Source organism: Pseudomonas sp. SCPG-7 (genome assembly GCF_002156405.1).
GTDB classification, from domain to species: domain Bacteria; phylum Pseudomonadota; class Gammaproteobacteria; order Pseudomonadales; family Pseudomonadaceae; genus Aquipseudomonas; species Aquipseudomonas parakoreensis.
In genome coordinates, this window is the sequence record NZ_MVOO01000017.1 from 79170 (window position 1) to 99099 (window position 19930).

The following is a 19930-nucleotide window of genomic DNA, read 5'->3' on the forward strand; positions in this document are numbered from 1 at the left end:
TAAAGGTGAGAGCCGTTCGACTGCCCTCCCCACCCTACAAAAAAGCCAAAAGGTGACCCATGAGCTACCCATCCCTGAACTTCTCCCTCGGTGAAACCATCGACATGCTGCGCGATCAGGTTCAGTCCTTCGTCGCCGATCAGATCGCCCCACGCGCCGCGCAGATCGACCACGACAACCTGTTTCCGGCCGATATGTGGCGCAAGTTCGGTGACATGGGCCTGCTGGGTATCACCGTGCCGGAAGAGTACGCCGGTGCGGGTCTGGGTTACCTGGCGCACGTGGTGGCGATGGAAGAAATCAGCCGCGGCTCGGCTTCCGTGGCGCTGTCCTACGGCGCGCATTCCAACCTTTGCGTCAACCAGATCAACCGCAACGGCAACCACGAACAAAAAAGCAAATACCTGCCCAAGCTGATCAGCGGCGAACATGTCGGCGCCCTCGCCATGAGCGAGCCGAACGCCGGTTCCGACGTGGTTTCGATGAAATTGCGCGCCGACAAGCGCGGCGACCGTTTCGTCCTCAACGGCAGCAAGACCTGGATCACCAACGGCCCCGACGCCAACACCTACGTGATCTATGCCAAGACCGACCTGGAAAAAGGGCCGCACGGTATCACTGCATTCATCGTCGAACGCGACTGGAAAGGCTTCAGCCGCAGCAACAAGTTCGACAAGCTCGGCATGCGCGGCTCCAACACTTGCGAGCTGTTTTTCGATGACGTCGAAGTGCCGGAAGAAAACATCCTCGGCGTGCTCAACAGTGGCGTGAAAGTGCTGATGAGTGGTCTCGATTACGAGCGCGTCGTGCTGTCCGGTGGACCGACCGGGATCATGCAGTCGTGCATGGACCTGATCGTGCCGTACATCCACGACCGCAAGCAGTTCGGTCAGAGCATCGGCGAATTCCAGCTGATCCAGGGCAAAGTCGCCGACATGTACACCCAGCTCAACGCCAGCCGCGCCTACCTGTATGCAGTGGCCCAGGCCTGCGAGCGCGGCGAAACCACGCGCAAGGACGCCGCCGGCGTGATCCTCTACACCGCCGAACGCGCGACGCAAATGGCCCTCGACGCGATCCAGATTCTCGGCGGCAACGGCTACATCAACGAATTCCCGGCCGGCCGCCTGCTGCGTGATGCCAAGCTCTACGAAATCGGCGCTGGCACCAGTGAGATCCGGCGCATGCTGATCGGCCGCGAACTGTTCAACGAAACCCGCTAAAACGGAGCTGTCCATGGCTATCCTGCATACCCAGCTCAATCCCCGTTCAGCGGAGTTCGCCGCCAACAGCGCGGCGATGCTCGAACAGGTCGACGCCCTGCATACCCTGCTCGCCCAAGTGGCGCAGGGTGGCGGCGCGAAAGCCCAGGAACGGCACACCTCGCGCGGTAAATTGCTGCCGCGTGAGCGGATCAATCGCCTGCTGGACCCGGGCTCGCCGTTTCTGGAAATCAGCCAGCTCGCCGCGCACGCGGTGTATGGCGAAGACGTTCCCGCCGCCGGCGTGATCGCCGGAATCGGCCGGGTCGAAGGCGTCGAGTGCATGATCGTCGCCAACGACGCGACCGTGAAAGGTGGTTCGTACTACCCGCTGACCGTGAAGAAACACCTGCGCGCGCAGACCATCGCCCAGCAGAACCGCTTGCCGTGCATCTATCTGGTGGACTCGGGCGGCGCCAACCTGCCACGTCAGGACGAGGTGTTCCCGGATCGCGAGCACTTCGGCCGGATCTTCTTCAACCAGGCCAACATGAGCGCGATGGGCATTCCGCAGATCGCCGTGGTCATGGGCTCGTGCACCGCTGGCGGCGCCTATGTGCCGGCGATGGCGGACGAAGCGATCATGGTGCGCAACCAGGCAACCATCTTCCTCGCCGGCCCGCCGCTGGTGAAAGCCGCGACCGGAGAAGTGGTCAGCGCTGAAGACCTCGGCGGTGCCGATGTGCACTGCAAGATTTCCGGGGTCGCCGACCATTACGCCGAAAGCGACGAACACGCCCTCGCCCTCGCTCGCCGCAGCGTCGCCAACCTCAACTGGCGCAAGCTCGGTGAAGTGCAGCAGCGCACGCCGATTGCGCCGCTGTACGCCAGCGATGAGTTGTACGGTGTGGTTTCCGCCGACGCCAAGCAGCCGTTCGACGTGCGCGAAGTGATTGCGCGACTGGTCGACGGCTCGGTGTTCGATGAATTCAAGGCGCTGTTCGGCACCACGCTGGTCTGCGGTTTTGCGCACCTGCACGGCTACCCGATCGCGATCCTCGCCAACAACGGCATTCTCTTTGCCGAAGCCGCGCAAAAAGGCGCGCACTTCATCGAACTGGCCTGCCAGCGCGGCATTCCGCTGCTGTTCCTGCAGAACATCACCGGCTTCATGGTCGGGCAGAAATACGAGGCCGGCGGCATCGCCAAGCACGGCGCGAAACTGGTGACGGCGGTGGCCTGCGCCAAGGTGCCGAAATTCACCGTGATCATCGGCGGCAGCTTCGGCGCCGGTAACTACGGCATGTGCGGGCGCGCTTACGATCCGCGCTTCCTGTGGATGTGGCCGAATGCGCGCATCGGCGTGATGGGCGCCGAGCAGGCTGCGGGCGTGCTGGTGCAGGTCAAACGCGAGCAGGCCGAACGCAGCGGCCAGGCCTTCAGTACGGAACAGGAAGCCGAGATCAAACAACCGATTCTCGATCAGTACGAAGAGCAGGGTCACCCTTACTATTCCAGCGCACGACTGTGGGACGACGGCGTCATCGACCCGGCGCAGACTCGTGACGTGCTGGCTCTGGCCTTGTCCGCGTCGTTGAACGCGCCTATCGAACCGAGCCGCTTCGGCGTGTTCCGGATGTGATGCTTTTTTGTGGGAGCGAGCCTGCTCGCGAAGACGGTCTGTCAGCTCCGGATACTTCGACTGATACACCGCTTTCGCGAGCAGGCTCGCTCCCACAAGAACCGTGGAGACGGAAGAATATGAGCGACTTCAACACCCTCGAACTGCAGAGCGATCCACGGGGTTTCGCGACCCTGTGGCTGAGCCGCGAAGAAAAGAACAACGCGTTCAACGCCGAAATGATCCGCGAACTGATTCTGGCGCTGGACAAGGTGGCTAGCGATGCCAGCCTGCGTTTCCTGCTGGTGCGCGGACGTGGCAGGCACTTCAGCGCCGGCGCCGATCTGGCGTGGATGCAGCAATCGGCCGAGCTCGATTACCACACCAACCTCGACGACGCCCGGGAACTGGCGGAGCTGATGTACAACCTCGCCAAGCTGAAAGTCCCGACCCTGGCCGTGGTGCAAGGGGCGGCGTTCGGCGGTGCGCTGGGTCTGATCAGTTGCTGCGACATGGCGATTGGCAGCGATGACGCGCAGTTCTGTCTGTCGGAAGTGCGCATCGGCCTGGCACCTGCGGTGATCAGTCCGTTCGTGGTGCAGGCCATCGGCGAACGGGCTGCGCGTCGCTACGCCCTGACGGCTGAACGTTTCGGCGGGCAGCGTGCGCGGGAAATCGGTTTGTTGTCCGAGAGCTACCCGGCCGCCGAGCTTGATCAAGCCGTCGAACAATGGATCGACAATCTGCTGCTCAACAGTCCCGCCGCAATGCGCGCCAGCAAGGATCTGCTGCGCGAAGTCGGCAACGGCGCACTGACCCCGGCGCTGCGCCGCTACACCGAAAACGCCATCGCCCGGATCCGCGTCAGCCCTGAAGGCCAGGAAGGCTTGCGCGCCTTTCTGCAAAAACGCCCGCCAAGCTGGCAAGCTGCAACCACCCCCAAGGAGCCGCGTTGATGAGCGCACCTGTTCTCACCACCCTGCTGGTGGCCAACCGTGGCGAAATCGCTTGCCGGGTCATGCGTACCGCCAAGGCGCTGGGCCTGACCACCGTCGCCGTGCACAGCGCCATCGACCGCGAAGCGCGGCACAGCCGGGAAGCGGATGTCCGCGTTGATCTCGGTGGCAGCAAAGCCGCTGACAGCTATTTGCAAATCGACAAACTGATCGCGGCGGCCAAGGCCAGCGGCGCGCAGGCGATTCATCCGGGTTATGGCTTTCTGTCGGAGAATGCCGGCTTCGCCCGCGCCATTGAACAAGCCGGGCTGATTTTCCTCGGTCCACCCGCCTCGGCCATCGACGCGATGGGCAGCAAATCGGCGGCCAAGGCGTTGATGGAAACCGCCGGCGTGCCGCTGGTGCCGGGCTATCACGGCGAGGCGCAGGATATCGATACCTTCCGCGATGCCTGCGCACGTATTGGCTATCCGGTGCTGCTCAAGGCCACGGCCGGTGGCGGTGGCAAAGGCATGAAAGTGGTCGAGGACGTCAGCCAATTGGCCGAAGCCCTGGCCTCGGCGCAGCGTGAGGCGCAGTCGTCATTCGGCGATTCGCGGATGCTGGTGGAGAAATACCTGCTCAAACCACGCCATGTGGAAATTCAGGTGTTCGCCGATCAGCATGGCAACTGCCTGTACCTCAACGAGCGTGATTGTTCGATTCAGCGCCGGCACCAGAAAGTCGTCGAAGAAGCCCCGGCCCCGGGCCTGACCCCGGAGCTGCGTCGCGCCATGGGCGAAGCGGCGGTGCGTTCGGCGCAGGCGATTGGTTACGTCGGCGCGGGGACCGTGGAGTTCCTGCTGGATGCGCGCGGCGAATTCTTCTTCATGGAGATGAACACGCGCTTGCAGGTCGAACACCCGGTCACCGAAGCGATCACCGGACTCGATCTGGTGGCGTGGCAGATTCGTGTGGCGCGCGGCGAAGCGTTGCCGATCACCCAGGATCAGGTGCCGCTCAATGGCCATGCGATTGAAGTGCGCCTGTATGCCGAAGACCCGTCGAATGATTTCCTGCCCGCCACCGGCCGCCTGGATTTGTATCGTGAATCGGCTGCGGGACCAGGGCGTCGGGTGGATAGCGGTGTTGAGCAAGGCGATGAAATTTCGCCGTTCTACGACCCGATGCTCGGCAAGCTGATCGCCTGGGGCGAGGATCGCGAGCAGGCGCGGCTGCGGCTGTTGAGCATGCTTGATGAGTTCGCGATCGGCGGTTTGAAGACCAACATCAACTTCCTGCGGCGGATCATCGCGCATCCGGCATTTGCCGCTGCGGAGTTGGATACCGGGTTTATTCCGCGTTATCAGGAAACGCTGCTTCCGGCTCCGGGTGAACTGAGTGATGGGTTCTGGAATACGGCAGCGCAGGCTTTCGCGCAGAGTTTGCCGGGCACTGTTCGGGCGGATGATCCGGGGTCGCCGTGGGCCTTGAACAGTGGTTTGCGCGCCGGTCTGCCGGCAGAAGTCACTTTGCATTTGAGCTGCGATGGCCAGGATCGGGCGCTGACGCTGAATAGCTCAGGCAACGCCACACTGTCCGGTGAAGCACTGGTGGTCGAGCACGACGGCGTACGCCGTGTCCTGCGGGCAATCCGTCAGGACGATTCGCTGTACCTGCAATGGGACGGCGAGTTGCGGCGCATTCAGGCGTATGACCCGATCAGCGCCGTCGACGCCAGCCACAGCCATCAGGGCGGTCTGACCGCGCCAATGAACGGCAGCATCGTGCGGGTGTTGGTGGAGGCCGGGCAGTCGGTCGAAGCCGGTGCGCAACTGGTGGTGCTGGAAGCGATGAAGATGGAGCACAGCATCCGCGCGCCGCATGCGGGAGTGGTCAAAGCGCTGTATTGCCAGGAAGGTGAAATGGTCGGCGAAGGCAGCGCTTTGGTTGAACTGGAAGCCGTGTAAATGGGAGATCGATCCTACGCAAAACGAGGATCGATCTGACTAGAAACGCGCCGTAGCCTGAACCACCACGCCAATGATTCGACACTCATCGGTGAACAAGGCTTTGGGCCAGGTCGGATTGAGCGGTACCAGATAACGCTGGCCGCCCTCTTCGTCCAGCTTGCGAAAGATCGCTTCATCGCAGCCTTGCCACTGGGCGATCACCAGTTTGCCTGGCAGCGCTTCCACCTCAGGGTCAACCAGAATCAGCATGCCCTCGGCAATGCTCTGGCCGGTCGGTGCGGTCATGGAATCCCCCGCCACCGTCAGCCAGAACGCCGCACCACGGGCGTGATAATCCGTCAGTTCGAAGCGCTGCTTGTCCTGCGTCGGAGCATAGGTTGTGGCTGCACTCTCGCGGATTTCGCACGAGGTGGACCAGTCACTGACCGGGTAGCGGAAGTACGGGTTGTACTTCTGTGCCAATGGCATTTCGTCATCCGCCGCTTCCTGCGGTTCACGGATCACCAGCACCACTTCGAGGAAGTCCATGCCCAGCGCCTGCAACACGCGGTTCATTTGGGTGATGCCCGGTTCGCGACGTTTGTTCAGCCAATGGCCGATGCCGCCCTGGGACATGCCGACGCGCTCTCCGAGCTCTGTTTGAGTGATTTTGAGTTCACTCATCTTGGCCTTGACCAACTCAATCCATTTATCCATGTGCGGCACCTTACTTGCCCCGCCTTCGGCCGGCAAAACACATATTGTAGTATTTAAATTCTGGTCACAACTACGCATCGTACTATCCTGAAAGCACGGACTTCCAATCGAACAAGGAGTGACCCTTCACCATGAATATCAGCAGCAAAGACTTGCCCGATCTGCAAATGGACACCACGTTTACCTCCCCTCAAGGCAACGCGGCAGCGCAGCGAGCGCTGGACTATTACTTGAAACCAGCTGTGTCAGAACCCGAGGTCGATGAGCGTTTTTTTGATGTGAAACGCCATCTCAGCGGCGAGGAGGCGCTGGTGCATGCGTCGGATCTGTTGCGTTGCGCAGCGGCCACCGCCTTCAAGGCAGCCGAAAACCTGCAGGGCGCAAGCCGTGACCTGGCCTTTTCGGTGGTGCATATGGTGGATATGGCGCGAGCGATGGTCGACCATTCGATTGATGGCGAGCAGCTCTGACGAACACGGGAAGTGAGCGGACAGGAAAGAATTTTCCAATCGCGCAGATAAAAACGTTTGACTTGCAAATGATAATGATTATTATTGCAAGCAACTGGTCGCGAGATCAGTCGATGGACCAGAGACCTCAGGTCGGTCTTCTGGACTATCTCCTCATCAGGCTAATCACGGTTTTTGACCCGGCTTTTTGCCGGGTCTTTTTTTGCCCGTTTTTCGGGCTTATGGCTTCAGGCTAATGAAGTCTGTGGGTACTGCAAATTCGATGGCGCGGATAATATCAAAAGAATATCGCTTGGCAAGCTTGGCCCGGCCAGATTGGGGCAAACCAATGACAATTAGCACTTGAGAATCAATCGCACAGTCTCTAAGCTGCTTGCGCGTCACGGAAGACGCCCCCCTACCGCAAGCCGCAATTTCCCTCGGTTTCACCTCAGCCTTGCGTGTAAAGTAGCCGCCATAAAAATCATATTCAGGAATCGATTATGACCGTGGCCAAATCTTCGTTCGACATCAGCGCCAACTTCGACAGCGGCAACATCCAAGTCATCGACATCTCCAATCCGCTCAACCCGGTTCTGGCCATCCGCCCGGATACCCGCAGCGCGCATTTTCAGTGGTTCCACTTCAAAGCCAGCGGCCTGCATGTTCATCAAGAGCACTGGTTTCGCCTGGTCAACGCCAGCCAATCCTCCTACAACAAGGCCTGGACCGGCTATCAGGCTGTCGCTTCCTACGACCACGTCAACTGGTTCCGCATTCCCACCAGTTTCGAAGGTGACAGCCTGCGCTTTTGCCTTGAAGCCGAGCAAACCCACGCCTGGTTCGCCTACTTCGAACCCTACAGCCGCGGTCGTCATGACTGGTTGATCGAGCAGGCGCTGACCAAGGCCGGCACCGAACTGCTGGCCACCGGCAAGAGCGTCGAAGGGCGTGACATTCAGTTACTGCGCAAGGGCAGCGGTGCCGAGAGCCAGCGCAAAATCTGGATCATCGCGCAACAGCACCCGGGCGAGCACATGGCCGAATGGTTCATGGAAGGCGTGATCGAGCGCCTGGAACGCCACGACGATCCGGTGCTGAACAGACTGCTGGCCAGCGCCGATTTGTATCTGGTGCCGAACATGAACCCGGACGGCGCCTTCCACGGTCACCTGCGCACCAACGCCATGGGCCAGGATTTGAACCGCGCCTGGCAGAGCGCCAGTCAGGACGTCAGCCCTGAGGTACTTTTCGTACAACAGCAGATGGAAAAGTATGGCGTCGATCTGTTCCTGGACGTACACGGTGACGAGGAAATCCCCCACGTGTTCACCGCCGGTTGTGAAGGCAATCCGGGTTACACGCCGCGCATCGAGAAGCTCGAAGAGCATTTCCGCACGCACCTCAAGCACACCACCAAGGACTTCCAGACCCAGTTCGGCTACACCCGCGACGAACCGGGCCAGGCCAACATGACGCTGGCCTGCAACGCGGTCGGTCAGACATACGACTGCCTGTCGCTGACCCTGGAAATGCCGTTCAAGGATCACGACGATCATCCGAACAAAGAAACGGGCTGGTCGGGCAAACGCTCGAAACAGTTGGGCAAAGACGTGCTGACCACCATCGCCGACATGGTCGACACCCTGCGCTGATTCCTCCCCCGCTCCACCCGAAGATCGCAGCATTGTCTGCGATCTTTTTTTTGCGCGATCAAATGCCATGACCGACAAGGTTGCAAATTAAAACCAGAATGCTTACTTTGATTCTGGTTTTAATTTGAAACCCAAAAAGGAATCAGGGCATGCAACCTCAACCGCTCAAAAGCAGCGTGGTGCTGCTGTTCGCCATTGCCTGCGGTCTGGCCGTGGGCAACGTGTATTACGCGCAGCCGCTACTGGACGCCATGGCCGACGCATTCGCCATGTCACCGGCAAGCATCGGTATCGTCATGACCTTGACGCAGATCGGTTACGGCATCGGTCTGGTATTGCTGGTGCCCCTCGGCGATCTGCTCAACCGACGCCGACTGATCGTCACCCAGACCCTGCTCTCGGCAGTCGCCCTGCTGATGATTGCGCTGGCTCCCAACAGTCTGTGGCTGCTGCTCGGCATGTCGTTGACCGGTTTGCTCGCGGTGGTGACGCAAGTGCTGGTGGCCTACGCCGCGACATTGGCCATCCCGGCGCAACGCGGTCGCGTGGTCGGCGTGGTCACCAGCGGCATCGTCGTCGGTATTCTGCTTGCTCGCACGATTGCCGGGGCCATTGCTGATCTGGCGGGTTGGCGCGCGATCTATCTGCTGTCTGCGGGTCTGACGCTGCTCATGGCGCTGCTGCTGTTGCGCGTATTGCCCAAGGATGAAGTCGCGCAGCCCGCGAGCCGTTACGGCGCGCTTATCGCTTCGGTGTTCAGCCTGTTCCGGCAAGAGCCGGTGCTGCGCCAACGGGCAATTCTCGCGTTGCTGACCTTCGCCAGCGCCATGGTCCTGTGGACGCCGATGGTACTGCCGCTGGCCGCCCCGCCGCTGTCGTTGTCCCACAGCGAAATCGGCCTGTTCGGACTGGCCGGCGCCGCCGGTGCACTCGCCGCCGCGCGCGCCGGGCATCTCGCCGATCGCGGTCTGGGCCAATGGGTCAGTGGTGTGTCGCTGCTGCTGATGCTCGCCTCGTGGCTGCCGATTGCCCTCACCCAATCCTCGTTGTGGGCGCTGTTGCTGGGGGTGATCACTCTCGATCTGGGCCTGCAGGCCGTACACGTCACCAGCCAGAGCATGATCTACAGCGTGCGCCCCGAAGCGCAAAGCCGCCTCACGGCTGGCTACATGCTGTTCTACTCGATTGGCAGCGCCGTGGGTTCAATCCTTTCCACGGCGACATACGCGTGGGCCGGCTGGAGCGGCGTGTGCCTGCTTGGCGCCGTTATCAATGCGCTGGCGCTGGGCTATTGGTGGCTGACCCTGAAAAGTGGCGCACCGCAGCGGTGCGCCACACAGGCCGGTTAATTGCGCTGGCGACCGCGCAACATGCTGTCGAGCACTTCGTCGCGGCGCACCCAACCGTGGAACAGCGCCGCCGCCAGGTGTAACAGCACGGTCAGAAACAACAGGTACGCCAGATAACCATGCGCCTTGCGCAACATGGCAAACACCTGCGCATCGGCCGGCAGGATCGACGGCAACTGCAAGGTACTACTGAGCATCACCGGCTCCCCCGAAGCACTGATCATCGCCCAACCGAGCACCGGTAGCACCAGCATCAAGGCGTACAACAACACATGCGACGCCTTGGCCGCCATCACTTGCCAACCCGGCAGATCCGCCGGCAGCGGTGGCTGTCGGGTGGAAAAACGTACCAACAGGCGCACGACCACCAGCAGCAGAATCGCAATCCCCAGCGGTTTATGCAGGTGAATCAGCCATTCATGCCGCTGTGAAACCGAAGTGACCATGCCGGCGCCAATGAACAACATGGCAATGATCATGACCGCCATCAGCCAGTGCAGGAGCCGCGCCAACAGCGCGAAATGAGTCGGTTGCGTGCTCATGGGCGAGCCTCCTGTTTCGCGGCGGGCAATTGGCTGACTTCACTGGTACGCCGCAGGTAGGAATCGGCGTAACCGGCGGAACGCGCAGCGAGCAACGGGTCGTCGGAGCCTTCGATACCGGCGGGCAGCACCAGCGGATCGTAATTGATGTCACGGCATTCACCGCTGAGCTGCGGCTGGGTCTTCTCCAGTACCAGCGTGCCGGCGTTGATCACCTTGCGGCCGTCGGGCCAGGTTTTGCTTGCATCGTTTACCGGGTCACCGGGGTTGGCCAAGGTGATGTTCAACTGCCAGTGCAACGGCCCTTCGGCCAGTCGCTGCACCAAATCCTTTTCCAGAAAATCCGCGCCCTCCGGCGCTGTTGCTCCGGCGGCATCGCGCGCCAGTGGCGTGACGCTCCAGCGCACCGCCTGCTTCTGCCCACTGGCGCTGACCAGATAGAACGCATTCACGCTGTTGTAGGTTTCGGTGGCATAGCTGGCCGAGGGTTTGGCGGTCTTCACCCACGTCAGGAACGGCACGGCTTCAGGGTGCGCGGCGAAGAATGCCGGCACCTTCGAGGGGTCCGGTTTGCCCGTGACCGGATCCGGCGACTGCGCCTGCTGCAATTGATAGAACGCCTCAGGCGTGCCGACCGGGAACACCGGCATGCTGTTCATCCCGGTGCGCCATTGCTGACCGTTGGCCTGGCTGAAACGCAATGCCAGACTGCGGATCGGCACGCTGCTGTCCGGGGCGTAGGGATTGCCCGCCGGCAATGCGAAGCGCCCGACCACCGGAGTCCGCGCCTCGTTGAACACCTGCGCGACAGAAAACGCCCGCGCCTCGCCGCTGCTCTCGAAATGCCCGATCACGCATACGCCTTTGGCGTGGTTGCGACGGAAACCGGGATGCACGCCGTTGTTTTTCTCCAGCACATCGACCAGCGCCTTGGGCGTCAGACGTTGTGGGTCAAGGTTACCGTGGACGTAGGCAAACGCCCCGGCGACAGCGGCAACCACCACGGCAATCGCCGTCAGACGCAACACTGTGCTCGCGGCACTCAAGGGTGGGCGCGACGGCCTGCCCGGCGGTGAAGTGCGATCAACCATGAATAACTCCAGGGCCATCGGCCACAAGTAGGAAGAATCAGCAAGACGCACCCCAGCGGGATTTATTCCATGGCCCGGTATTTATTTTTCCGAACGTGGAATAACCTCGAACGGCGGACGTCTCTCTAGTCCACAGCGTAGTGACTGGCAGAAACTAATGAGCGAAATCGACGAACAGTTGAGAGAAATCATTCCCAGATTGCGCCGCTTTGCCGTGTCACTGACCCGCAACAGCAGCAGCGCCGACGATCTGGTGCAGGCCAGCCTTGAACGGGCCTTGTCCGGCTGGAGCAGCAAACGCGCCGAGGGTGACGTGCGTGCATGGCTGTTCGCAATTCTCTATCGGCAGTTTCTCGACGCCCATCGGCGCTCCCGTCGTTATGCGCGGATGCTCGAATTCTTCACCGGTGGCGATGACGCCGAGCCCTCGACCGAGCGCACGGTGATCGCCCAATCGACCCTGCAAGCCTTCGATCGCCTGCCTGCTGAACAGCGAGCCCTGCTGTTGATGGTTTCGGTGGAAGGCTTGAGCTACAAGGAAGTCGCGCAAATCCTTAACGTCCCCAGCGGCACGGTGATGTCGCGTCTGTCCCGCGCTCGTCAGGCCTTGCGCCAGCTCAGCGACGGCGAAATCAGCAGCCCTTCCTTGCGGATACTCAAATGATCAGCATGCCCCCCAGCGAACGCGACCTGCACGCGTACGTCGACCACCAACTCAGCGAGGCCGATCGGCGCGTCCTCGACGCCTGGCTGGCCAATCATCCGGACACCGCCGCACAGGTTCGCGCCTGGCAGCAGGACGCCCAACAATTGCGCGCTGCGCTGGGCGGTGCGTTGCAGCAATCGGCGAATCCGCAGTTGGATCCGGCGCAGATTCGCCAGCGTCTCAAACGTCAATCACGGCGTCATCTGGCCAGCGCGGCAGTGTTGCTGATCGCGGTCGGCCTCGGTGGTTTCAGTGGCTGGCAGGCGCGGGAAATGACCTTCGCGCGCGCCTCTGTGCTGCCAATGACCGATGCCTTGCAGGCCTATCGACTGATTGCACAGCAGGGAATATTGCCGGCGGACTATAAAGTCGACAGTGACGGCGACATGCAGCATTGGCTCGACCGGTATTTCACTCAGGCCAGTCGCTTGCCGGATCTGAAATCCGCCGGCTTCGAACCGGTCAGCGGCCGTCTGCTCAGCACCGACGAAGGACCGGCGGCGATGGTGATGTATGAGGATCGCAGCGGTCACAAGGTCAGTTTCTACGTGCGGCCACCGGGGCCGAAAAACACCTTTCTGCCACGCGGCAGCCGCAGCGACGGCGATCTGCAGGCCGATTACTGGTCCGGCGGCGGGTACAACTATGCGATGGTCAGCCCAACAGACTCGCCGGCGGCGCAGCAGTTGAAGCAATCAATGCAATTCTGAAAGCCCCACTGTAGGAGCTGCGGCACGCTGCGATCTTTTGACCTTGATGTTAAAAATCAAAAGATCGCAGCGTGCCGCAGCTCCTACAGGGGACTGTGTTGGGTCAGAAACCCACGTCCAGCACCACATTGTCCAGGTAAGTCCCCGCCGGCGGCGTGGTCTGGTCGATGTAGATTTTCGCGTTGTAATTGAAGATCTGGCTCCCGGTGCCCAGACCATTTCCTGGATTGACCTCGGCGTCAGTGCTCGACCGGCGCGCACTGCCGACACTGCCCCAACGAGTAGTCCCGGCGCTTTTGAAGATGTCGTAGGCCAGATAATTGCTCCCGGAAATCATCCGCCGCCGACCGCCGACACTGACCGGGTTCTGCCCATCGCTCAAACCGACGGTGTAGGCGCTGCCCTTGGTGCAGGCCAGATTGATCGTCTGCCCGGTCACCGGCATAAAGGCGCTGATCACCGGCGCGCTGCCAAAGGCAATGTTTGGCGCGGTAATCGTGCAGTCGTTGGACACGGTCAGGTTCACTGTCAACGTCGCCGTACCGCTGTTGATGTCGCGCCCCAGGCAAATACTGCCGGCACCGATCCCGGAGCAGTAATTCCAGTTCCAGAAAATACTCAGGGTTTCTGTGTAGACCCCGGCGGCAACGTTGCTGCCAATGGTCGTGCTCAGGTACAGCGGCACGGTTTTCGGGGTGGTGCCGTTGAGCAGCCCCAAAGCGTCGATGATGCCATTGCGGGCGAAGTCGAAGGCGGTGCCACGGGTCACCGGGTAGCTGGTGCTGTTGTTGGCGTAGATCGTGTAGCCGATGACATCGCCGGTCGGCCCGAGCAAGCCGCTCTGGGTCGAGGTGATGGTGGCGTAAAAGTGATCATTGCTGGTCAGCAGGGTCAGCAGCGAACCCGTACAACTCAACCCGGCGTTGAGCGTGGAACTGGGCTGCGTCGTGGTGCGCACGGCAATCGAACTGATCGAACCGAACGCCGCCGCAGTGGTACTGACCACCGAACACAAGGCCTGTGCCGCCCCAGGCAGCAGCAGCGCCAGACACAGGCAAATCCGCGCCGCGCTCATTGACACACCAACGGGCCGATCAGCGGCACCTGGCTTTGTTGCATATCCACATTGAACTGCGACTTGCAGGTCTTGCCGTCCGCCAGCGTCACCAACAACGAGTTCTGTGCCTGCAGGTTTTCCAGGTAGACCAGGCCATCCCAGCCAACCACCGTGCGCGCCCCGCTTTGCTCGTGCAACACGCCCGCGCCCAACGGCAGTTCACGTTGCTGCGCGTCCACCAGCACGATACTCGCAGCGATCACCCGACTCAGTGGAAACTCCAGCAAATAACCGCTGCCCCGGCGCACGGCGATGCGCTGCTCGACGTTGGGGCTGCGCACGTTGGCCGGCAGGTTCAGCGGATCGATTTCATATTTGCCACGGTAATAGGCGCTGCTCCAAGGCACCAGCAGATGGCCGTTTTTGTCGGTTTGACCGACCTGTTGGTTTTCGTAACGCACTGGAATGTCGGCAAAGCCATCGGTACTGACCACCACAAATGCATCGTCGATACGATTGGCCGCGAATACCTGGCGATCCATCCACACCAGCGAGCCACTGGCATCAGCCCAACGGGTTTCGGCGTCTGAAGTGCCGTAGACCCCGGCCTGCAATTGCACCGATTGCAGACGCCAGGTCAGGTCGGCCTGACGATAATCGGGGCCATCACCCTCGGCGTAGCCCAGATTGAAACCGACCCCGCCCTCGGTCGGCACCGAACGACTGTAATTGACCCGCTGCTGACTCTGCCCGGTCTTGCTGCGCTCGCTGCTGATCGCCAGACTGCCGCGCAGATCGAACGGGATCACCAGTTGCGCCTGCACTGCCCAGTGGCTGTCACCGATCTCGCGGTTGGCCGAAAGGTAGAAACTGCTGTTGCGCCACAACGGCTTGCTCCAGCTCAGGTTGAGCAGGCGCGTGCGCGAATCGTCCGCCGCGCGCACGTCGAAATAGCCGGCACCGAGGCTGCCCCAACGGTCGAGGTTGACACTCAGGGTCGCCTGCTCGCTGCGCCGGCTGAGGCTGATGTAAGGCGTGTCGATCACACTCAGGTCGGCGTATTGGTCGCGGCGTTGCAAGCGTTGCCAGGAAAAACTGTAGCGCTGGCTGCTGTACTGATAACCGAGGCTGAACTGGTTGCCCCCCTCGCCTTCGAAACGGCTCTGACTGATGGCGCTGTTGAGCACGCCGAAATTGCCCAGACGCAGGTTGCCGCCGATGCCGCCGAGGGTCAGCGAGTCAGCCGCTTCGGCGTGGCTTTCCACGGTGAAGCTGTCGCTGACACCGTAGCGCAGGCTGCCGGAAGTCACGCCTGGGCCATAGCTGAAGTCCTTCAATCCGTAATCGCGGCGCAACGTACCGGCCGCCACCGAAAAATCACTCAGGCCTTTTTGCAGCAGACTGCTGGTGACATAGAACGGCACCGTGGTCGATACCTGCCGCCCCAGCGCATCGGTGGTCACCACCACCGCCTCCCCGGCGCCGTTGATGAAGGGAATATTGGTCAGGGTATACGGCCCCGGTTGCAGGTCGGTGCTGCTCGACTTGTAGCCGTTGATGAACAGATCCACCGACGACGGCACCGCGGCCTCACCGGCAAACTGCGGCAACGGATAGGTCACCAGATCCGGACGCACGGCAAAATCCCGTGAGAACTGCACACCGCCCAGACGCACCGAATTGCTCCACGGCAAGGCGCCGCTGATCACGTCCCCGCCCTCGTAGGTGAGCATTCGCTCGTCATCGGAGTAACGCCAGGTGGTGTCGTAGCGCAGGTAACCGTTGTCCAGCGTACTGACCGAATCCCCAGACAAGGTGCGCCGGTACTGCCCGGTGTTGGACAACGTGCCCCAGCTATCGAACAGCCGCAGCTCGTTCCAGGCCGCCAGATAGGTGCCGGCGTCGTCGGTGTCGTTGAGGTACAGGTCATAATTGAACAGCGCACCGAAGCTGCTCAGCGCCGGAGTGCGCGGATAGTTCTCGCGATTGCCGATGAACTGGTCCGGCAGCCACTGCGGCGGAACATCCAGTAGCAGGCGCTGACCGACACTGTCGTACTCGCTGTGCAGTCCCGGCAGGCCGTCAAGATCGACTTCGTCAGCACTACCGTCAGGCAGTTTCATCCCGGTTTCGCGTAATGCGCTGGCCGGCAGAAACAGATGCCCGCCACGCTGCTGTACCGCCACCACCCGCCCGGTGTTCATCTGATTGACCACCAACTCCAGAAACAACTGTGCATCACTGACGGCCTCCATGCCGCTGGGAGGCGGCGGCAATTCGCCGGCCCCGGTGGGTTGCACGACCATCAGGCACCACGCGCCAGTCATCAGCCACAACGGACGCTGAATACGACGAGCCCATCCTGAGCTCATACACGCTTTACGTCCGTCAATGGACTCGATCCTCCTGATACCACTCTTGCCAAAGCCAGTTATCTTTCTCTGGAATTTTGACGACACGATGTAATCATTGTGGCGAGGGAGCTTGCTCCCGCTCGGCGGCGCAGCCGTCGTCAGAACTGTTTGAGCGGACTACCTGACACGGCTTGGGGCTGCTTCGCAACCCCGCGGGAGCAAGCTCCCTCGCCACTAAAGTCCACTCGGCATGGCTCCTTTTTCAGCGCTCCGGCGCAATGCTCTGCACCTGCGCCCCGCCATTGACCCGCACCTGCAGCGCCGACTCGCTCGCCAAGGGGCCCGGTGCCGGCCAGCGCATCACCGCCCCCGGCAGCACGTAACCCAACAGGCCCTCGGCCAACGGCTTGCTTTGCCCGCCTTGTTTGATCGCCACGTCGGTCAGCCGCGCATGCACCGCGCCCTGATTGCGCACTTCGACATACGGTCGGCCATCCACCGCCACCGTGCGCCAGCTCAATTGCGGCAGCCCCACGCCTTTGGGATCGCGCGGCCGCGTGCTGTCCTCCTTGCTCCACAGCCCCGCGCCGTAGGCAAACAACGGCACCGAATAACGCATCTGGAAGCGAATCGCCGCCGCCGTTTTGCCGCCCTCGGCAGCCGGTGGCTGAGCGCCAGGGATTTCGTCGATGATGATCCGGTAAGCCAGTTCCTGTCCCGGCGGCACATCCTTGGTTCGGGTCAGGCGCACCAGTTGTTTCTGGCCCGGTTCGATCTTCGCCACCGGCGGGCTGCCGATCACGTCGCGCTGGTTCTGGTATTGCTCTTCAAAGCCGCTCTGGCTCCAGCCGAACACTCGGATCTGCAGGTTGGCGGTTTCCGTGCCGCGGTTCTCCAGCCACAACGCACTGGCCTGTTGATCGGCCTCCAGCACCGGATCGATCGGCCAGATCAGCACCGAACTGGCGGCCTGCGCATTGCCAGCCCCAAGCATCATCAGCGCCAGCATCACGCGCTGCGCAACCGAATGCCGTGAAGTCACTGCCCCCATGAACCTGCTCCTTGTCGGCCATTCAAACGTCGCCTCACCACGACAGTTGCACCTGCAACACGTCGCTGTACGTCCCCCCAGGCTGATTGCCCGGCAACTGCACCTGCCCATAAATCGGCAGGCTGATGTTGTTCGCATCGCTGTAAGCCACCGCCACGCTCTGACTGATGCCCAGGCTCTGGCTGTAAGCCGCATCGCGAAACAGCGCGTACGCCACCCGCGCACTGCCGCTGTTGAGCTGCATATGCCGACCACTGCTGTTGTACTGGCCGCCATCGACGCTCATGTTCAGCGTCACGCCCGGTGTGCATTGCAACTGCACGCCACCGGTCAGCGCCACTTGCACCGTGCCGGTACCCAGAGCCGAACTGGTACCGAAATTCAGCCCCCCGTAATTAGAGACACCGCCCACCACCAGGCACCCCGGGGTGATGGTGGCGCTGACCTGAAAGCTCTGACTGGTGGCGGCCCCCAGCGGCAGCGGCACACTGCCCGCACAGAGCAGGAGCAGCGCGGCACAGCCTTGGCGGCGCATGGCATCAGAACGTCAGTTCGACAGCGACGGTGTCGGTGTACGTGCCCGCCGGCAAACCGGCCTTGCCCACCGCCTGACCGTAGATGTTCACCGTCTGTGCCACGCCGGTGCTGGTCGCCAGGTTGATCGTGCCGTCAATCGGCAGCAGCTGCGAATGCCCGGCATCGGTATAGAAATCGTACGGCACGTAGTTGGCGACACCGTCGTACAACGCACGTGCACCGCCCGGCGATTGACCGTCGTGGGCGCCGGCGCGCACCTTGACCACCGGCGTGGTGCCGCTCGAGCAGAGAATCGACAGCGCCCCGCCACCACCGCCCAACACTTGCCCGCTGGCGGTGGTAAACAGGCTGTTGGCAGTGCCGAAGTTCAGCGCACCGAAGTTCAGCCCGGTGGAGCCGCCGGCGCCATTGACCTGACAACTGCTGATCAGGGTCAGGCTGGCGGTGATCTGGCCGGTGACCGTGGTGGCGGCGTGGGCACTGGAAACCAGCGTCAGGCCGAGCAACGACAAACCTATCCTTGATGCAAACGTGCGCATGGTGTCCGTCCTCTACGGGTTACCAGTCGAGCGTCACCGTCAGCGTGTCGGTATAGACACCTGCCGGTACCGCGCGGGTATTCGCCACCACCGTGCCAAAGACCGGAATCGGTATCTGCGCACCGCTGGTGACAGCGAAATTGTGTTGTTGGCCGATGCTGTAGCGTTGGCTGCCGGAGGCATCCAGGAACAGTTGATAAGGCAGGGTCTGGCGTCCGTTGCTCAGGCGGCGGGTGGTACCGTCGCCGTGGGTGCCGCCGTCGATGGTGACCGTGAAACCGGTGACCGAGGGATTGCAGGCCACATTCAGCTTGCCGCTGCTATCGCCGTCGAGACTGGCCTTGATGGGCGAAGTCCAGGTCGGCCCCTGCTGACCGAAATCAAGGGTGCCCAGATTGCTCACCGGGATCGCCGGGGTGGCGCTGTTGGTGACTTCGCACCCGGCGATCAGGATCAGCCGCGCATTGATCTGCCCGCTGATCGCCGCCTGTGCGTCGTCAGCGAGCAACAGCAGCGTACCCGTGGCGATGACCATCCAGTGCTTGCCTGTCATTGCGTCCGTCCTACTCCTTCAGGATGCCTGCGTACCTTGCGTTCAGCATTGAACGCCCCTTCCCTGCGCGACCCGCCTCCAGCGAATTGCCTGAAATCCTGCACTCACCAGGTCACGGTGACTTTCACCAGATCCGAATAGCGGCTGACCTGCGGCACCTGCGCCAGACGCTCGATCCGCGCGTAAAGCGGCAACTCCACCGTGCCGGTGTCCGGCACCCGGCCGCTGACTGGCACGTTCACCACCAGCGGCACCCGGCGCGCCGCGTCCTGATACAGCCGATATGGAATCGGCTGGCTCCCCGCCGCCCCCGCCATGTAGCGAACCTCACCAACTCCGCCATGCAGGCCACCGTCGACCCGCAGTTGATACGGCGTGTCGGGGTTGCACTCCAGGCGCGGCAGACGCTGATTGGTCAGCGCCGCACCCAGTGGCCCGGCCGGATCATCGAGACGCGCAGCACTGCCGAAATCCAGCACGCCCAGCTGTTCAATACCTGCCTCGCGCTGCTGGCCGATCAACTGGCAACCACGCTGCACGTCAACGCGAACTTCGACCTGAAGATCCGCCGCATGCACCGAGGCCCCAAGCACCCCGAGCAGGCCCATCACCACACGTACAATCACTGTCCCATTCCTTGTGAGGGAACATCCTGGATGACGTTACTGTGTTTCAGGGTAGCAACGGACGACGAATCCGCCAGTCGATTGGATCCATGGATCTGCCGGGATATGTTTCGAAAGTTTGGCAACACGGCGAATTACATCGCTGAAAATAGCTGTACGTCCCGCACAAATCTGTTCAGTGATCGCCCACAGTCGACGAGCCGCGATGGAAGCCTGACGCCGCCTCTGGTTACACTACGGCGCCGCGCTCCCGGGCGCCGGCCTGATGACTACGGAGTGACTGC

The 19930-nt window shown here is 61.8% G+C and carries 19 protein-coding genes; 9 read left to right on the forward strand and 10 right to left on the reverse strand.

Annotation, left to right across the window (positions count from 1 at the left end; all coding sequences use genetic code 11):
• The first annotated feature begins 59 nt into the window (after positions 1-59).
• The 4 genes from B1722_RS24190 to B1722_RS24205 all read left to right on the forward strand — a co-directional run bounded on the left by B1722_RS24190 (position 60) and on the right by B1722_RS24205 (position 5728).
• Positions 60-1223: an isovaleryl-CoA dehydrogenase gene (locus tag B1722_RS24190; RefSeq protein WP_086794626.1), complete on the forward strand. Its 1164-nt coding sequence runs from the start codon at positions 60-62 to the stop codon at positions 1221-1223.
• Positions 1224-1236: 13 nt separating this feature from the next.
• Entirely contained in the window at positions 1237-2844 is a 1608-nt protein-coding gene (locus B1722_RS24195) for a carboxyl transferase domain-containing protein (protein WP_086794629.1), read from the forward strand.
• Positions 2845-2963: 119 nt separating this feature from the next.
• A complete protein-coding gene (locus B1722_RS24200) occupies positions 2964-3779 on the forward strand; it encodes a gamma-carboxygeranoyl-CoA hydratase (RefSeq protein WP_086794631.1) in 816 nt (271 codons plus the stop codon).
• The gene (locus tag B1722_RS24205; RefSeq protein ID WP_086794633.1) at positions 3779-5728 is read left to right on the forward strand and encodes an acetyl/propionyl/methylcrotonyl-CoA carboxylase subunit alpha; all 1950 of its coding nucleotides are present in this window, start codon (positions 3779-3781) and stop codon (positions 5726-5728) included. The genes B1722_RS24200 and B1722_RS24205 overlap by 1 nt, the downstream gene beginning before the upstream one ends.
• 39 nt (positions 5729-5767) lie before the next feature.
• Here the strand turns inward: B1722_RS24205 and B1722_RS24210 are convergent, their stop codons facing one another.
• On the reverse strand, positions 5768-6427 hold the full coding sequence (locus B1722_RS24210; RefSeq protein ID WP_086794635.1) for a LexA family transcriptional regulator: 660 nt from the start codon (positions 6425-6427) through the stop codon (positions 5768-5770).
• A 131-nt stretch (positions 6428-6558) separates the two neighbouring features.
• Between B1722_RS24210 and B1722_RS24215 the strand changes: the two genes are divergently transcribed.
• From B1722_RS24215 to B1722_RS24225, 3 genes are all read left to right on the forward strand, one after another.
• On the forward strand, positions 6559-6897 hold the full coding sequence (locus tag B1722_RS24215) for a DUF6124 family protein (protein ID WP_003223691.1): 339 nt from the start codon (positions 6559-6561) through the stop codon (positions 6895-6897).
• Positions 6898-7379: 482 nt separating this feature from the next.
• Positions 7380-8531, forward strand: coding sequence for a M14-type cytosolic carboxypeptidase (locus tag B1722_RS24220; RefSeq protein ID WP_086794637.1), 1152 nt, complete (start codon positions 7380-7382; stop codon positions 8529-8531).
• 149 nt (positions 8532-8680) lie between these two features.
• Entirely contained in the window at positions 8681-9880 is a 1200-nt protein-coding gene (locus tag B1722_RS24225) for an MFS transporter (protein WP_086794639.1), read from the forward strand.
• On the opposite strand, the gene B1722_RS24230 is transcribed toward B1722_RS24225, so the two are convergent.
• Together B1722_RS24230 and B1722_RS24235 are read right to left on the reverse strand one after the other, a co-directional pair.
• A complete protein-coding gene (locus B1722_RS24230) occupies positions 9877-10422 on the reverse strand; it encodes a cytochrome b (RefSeq protein WP_086794641.1) in 546 nt (181 codons plus the stop codon). The genes B1722_RS24225 and B1722_RS24230 overlap by 4 nt on opposite strands.
• On the reverse strand, positions 10419-11513 hold the full coding sequence (locus B1722_RS24235) for a catalase family peroxidase (protein WP_086794643.1): 1095 nt from the start codon (positions 11511-11513) through the stop codon (positions 10419-10421). The genes B1722_RS24230 and B1722_RS24235 overlap by 4 nt, the downstream gene beginning before the upstream one ends.
• 157 nt (positions 11514-11670) lie before the next feature.
• Here B1722_RS24235 and B1722_RS24240 point away from each other — a divergent pair, with 157 nt between their 5' ends.
• Together B1722_RS24240 and B1722_RS24245 are read left to right on the forward strand one after the other, a co-directional pair.
• Positions 11671-12177 carry an RNA polymerase sigma factor gene (locus B1722_RS24240; protein WP_086794645.1) on the forward strand — a complete coding sequence of 169 codons (507 nt, stop codon included), beginning with the start codon at positions 11671-11673 and terminating at the stop codon, positions 12175-12177.
• Positions 12174-12929, forward strand: coding sequence for an anti-sigma factor (locus B1722_RS24245; RefSeq protein ID WP_086794647.1), 756 nt, complete (start codon positions 12174-12176; stop codon positions 12927-12929). Before B1722_RS24240 ends, B1722_RS24245 begins: the two co-directional genes overlap by 4 nt.
• A 103-nt stretch (positions 12930-13032) precedes the next feature.
• On the opposite strand, the gene B1722_RS24250 is transcribed toward B1722_RS24245, so the two are convergent.
• From B1722_RS24250 to B1722_RS24280, 7 genes are all read right to left on the reverse strand, one after another.
• Positions 13033-14004 carry a spore coat U domain-containing protein gene (locus B1722_RS24250; RefSeq protein WP_086794649.1) on the reverse strand — a complete coding sequence of 324 codons (972 nt, stop codon included), beginning with the start codon at positions 14002-14004 and terminating at the stop codon, positions 13033-13035.
• A complete protein-coding gene (locus B1722_RS24255) occupies positions 14001-16358 on the reverse strand; it encodes a fimbria/pilus outer membrane usher protein (RefSeq protein WP_041068754.1) in 2358 nt (785 codons plus the stop codon). The genes B1722_RS24250 and B1722_RS24255 overlap by 4 nt, the downstream gene beginning before the upstream one ends.
• 244 nt (positions 16359-16602) lie before the next feature.
• Positions 16603-17391, reverse strand: a complete 789-nt coding sequence (locus B1722_RS24260) for a molecular chaperone (RefSeq protein ID WP_041068752.1) — start codon at positions 17389-17391, stop codon at positions 16603-16605.
• 34 nt (positions 17392-17425) lie between these two features.
• A complete protein-coding gene (locus B1722_RS24265; protein ID WP_041068749.1) occupies positions 17426-17926 on the reverse strand; it encodes a spore coat U domain-containing protein in 501 nt (166 codons plus the stop codon).
• A 4-nt stretch (positions 17927-17930) separates the two neighbouring features.
• Positions 17931-18467, reverse strand: coding sequence for a spore coat U domain-containing protein (locus B1722_RS24270; RefSeq protein WP_007961145.1), 537 nt, complete (start codon positions 18465-18467; stop codon positions 17931-17933).
• A 19-nt stretch (positions 18468-18486) separates the two neighbouring features.
• Positions 18487-19020: a spore coat U domain-containing protein gene (locus B1722_RS24275; RefSeq protein ID WP_041068745.1), complete on the reverse strand. Its 534-nt coding sequence runs from the start codon at positions 19018-19020 to the stop codon at positions 18487-18489.
• Between the two features lie 104 nt (positions 19021-19124).
• A complete protein-coding gene (locus B1722_RS24280; protein WP_174377293.1) occupies positions 19125-19628 on the reverse strand; it encodes a spore coat U domain-containing protein in 504 nt (167 codons plus the stop codon).
• Positions 19629-19930 lie beyond the last annotated feature (302 nt).

Coding starts and splice junctions, on each gene's coding strand:
- B1722_RS24190 (WP_086794626.1), top strand. CDS start 60: ATGAGCTACCCATCCCTGAACTTCTCCCTCGGTGAAACCATCGACATG.
- B1722_RS24195 (WP_086794629.1), top strand. CDS start 1,237: ATGGCTATCCTGCATACCCAGCTCAATCCCCGTTCAGCGGAGTTCGCC.
- B1722_RS24200 (WP_086794631.1), top strand. CDS start 2,964: ATGAGCGACTTCAACACCCTCGAACTGCAGAGCGATCCACGGGGTTTC.
- B1722_RS24205 (WP_086794633.1), top strand. CDS start 3,779: ATGAGCGCACCTGTTCTCACCACCCTGCTGGTGGCCAACCGTGGCGAA.
- B1722_RS24210 (WP_086794635.1), bottom strand. CDS start 6,427: ATGGATAAATGGATTGAGTTGGTCAAGGCCAAGATGAGTGAACTCAAA.
- B1722_RS24215 (WP_003223691.1), top strand. CDS start 6,559: ATGAATATCAGCAGCAAAGACTTGCCCGATCTGCAAATGGACACCACG.
- B1722_RS24220 (WP_086794637.1), top strand. CDS start 7,380: ATGACCGTGGCCAAATCTTCGTTCGACATCAGCGCCAACTTCGACAGC.
- B1722_RS24225 (WP_086794639.1), top strand. CDS start 8,681: ATGCAACCTCAACCGCTCAAAAGCAGCGTGGTGCTGCTGTTCGCCATT.
- B1722_RS24230 (WP_086794641.1), bottom strand. CDS start 10,422: ATGAGCACGCAACCGACTCATTTCGCGCTGTTGGCGCGGCTCCTGCAC.
- B1722_RS24235 (WP_086794643.1), bottom strand. CDS start 11,513: ATGGTTGATCGCACTTCACCGCCGGGCAGGCCGTCGCGCCCACCCTTG.
- B1722_RS24240 (WP_086794645.1), top strand. CDS start 11,671: ATGAGCGAAATCGACGAACAGTTGAGAGAAATCATTCCCAGATTGCGC.
- B1722_RS24245 (WP_086794647.1), top strand. CDS start 12,174: ATGATCAGCATGCCCCCCAGCGAACGCGACCTGCACGCGTACGTCGAC.
- B1722_RS24250 (WP_086794649.1), bottom strand. CDS start 14,004: ATGAGCGCGGCGCGGATTTGCCTGTGTCTGGCGCTGCTGCTGCCTGGG.
- B1722_RS24255 (WP_041068754.1), bottom strand. CDS start 16,358: ATGAGCTCAGGATGGGCTCGTCGTATTCAGCGTCCGTTGTGGCTGATG.
- B1722_RS24260 (WP_041068752.1), bottom strand. CDS start 17,391: ATGGGGGCAGTGACTTCACGGCATTCGGTTGCGCAGCGCGTGATGCTG.
- B1722_RS24265 (WP_041068749.1), bottom strand. CDS start 17,926: ATGCGCCGCCAAGGCTGTGCCGCGCTGCTCCTGCTCTGTGCGGGCAGT.
- B1722_RS24270 (WP_007961145.1), bottom strand. CDS start 18,467: ATGCGCACGTTTGCATCAAGGATAGGTTTGTCGTTGCTCGGCCTGACG.
- B1722_RS24275 (WP_041068745.1), bottom strand. CDS start 19,020: ATGACAGGCAAGCACTGGATGGTCATCGCCACGGGTACGCTGCTGTTG.
- B1722_RS24280 (WP_174377293.1), bottom strand. CDS start 19,628: ATGGGCCTGCTCGGGGTGCTTGGGGCCTCGGTGCATGCGGCGGATCTT.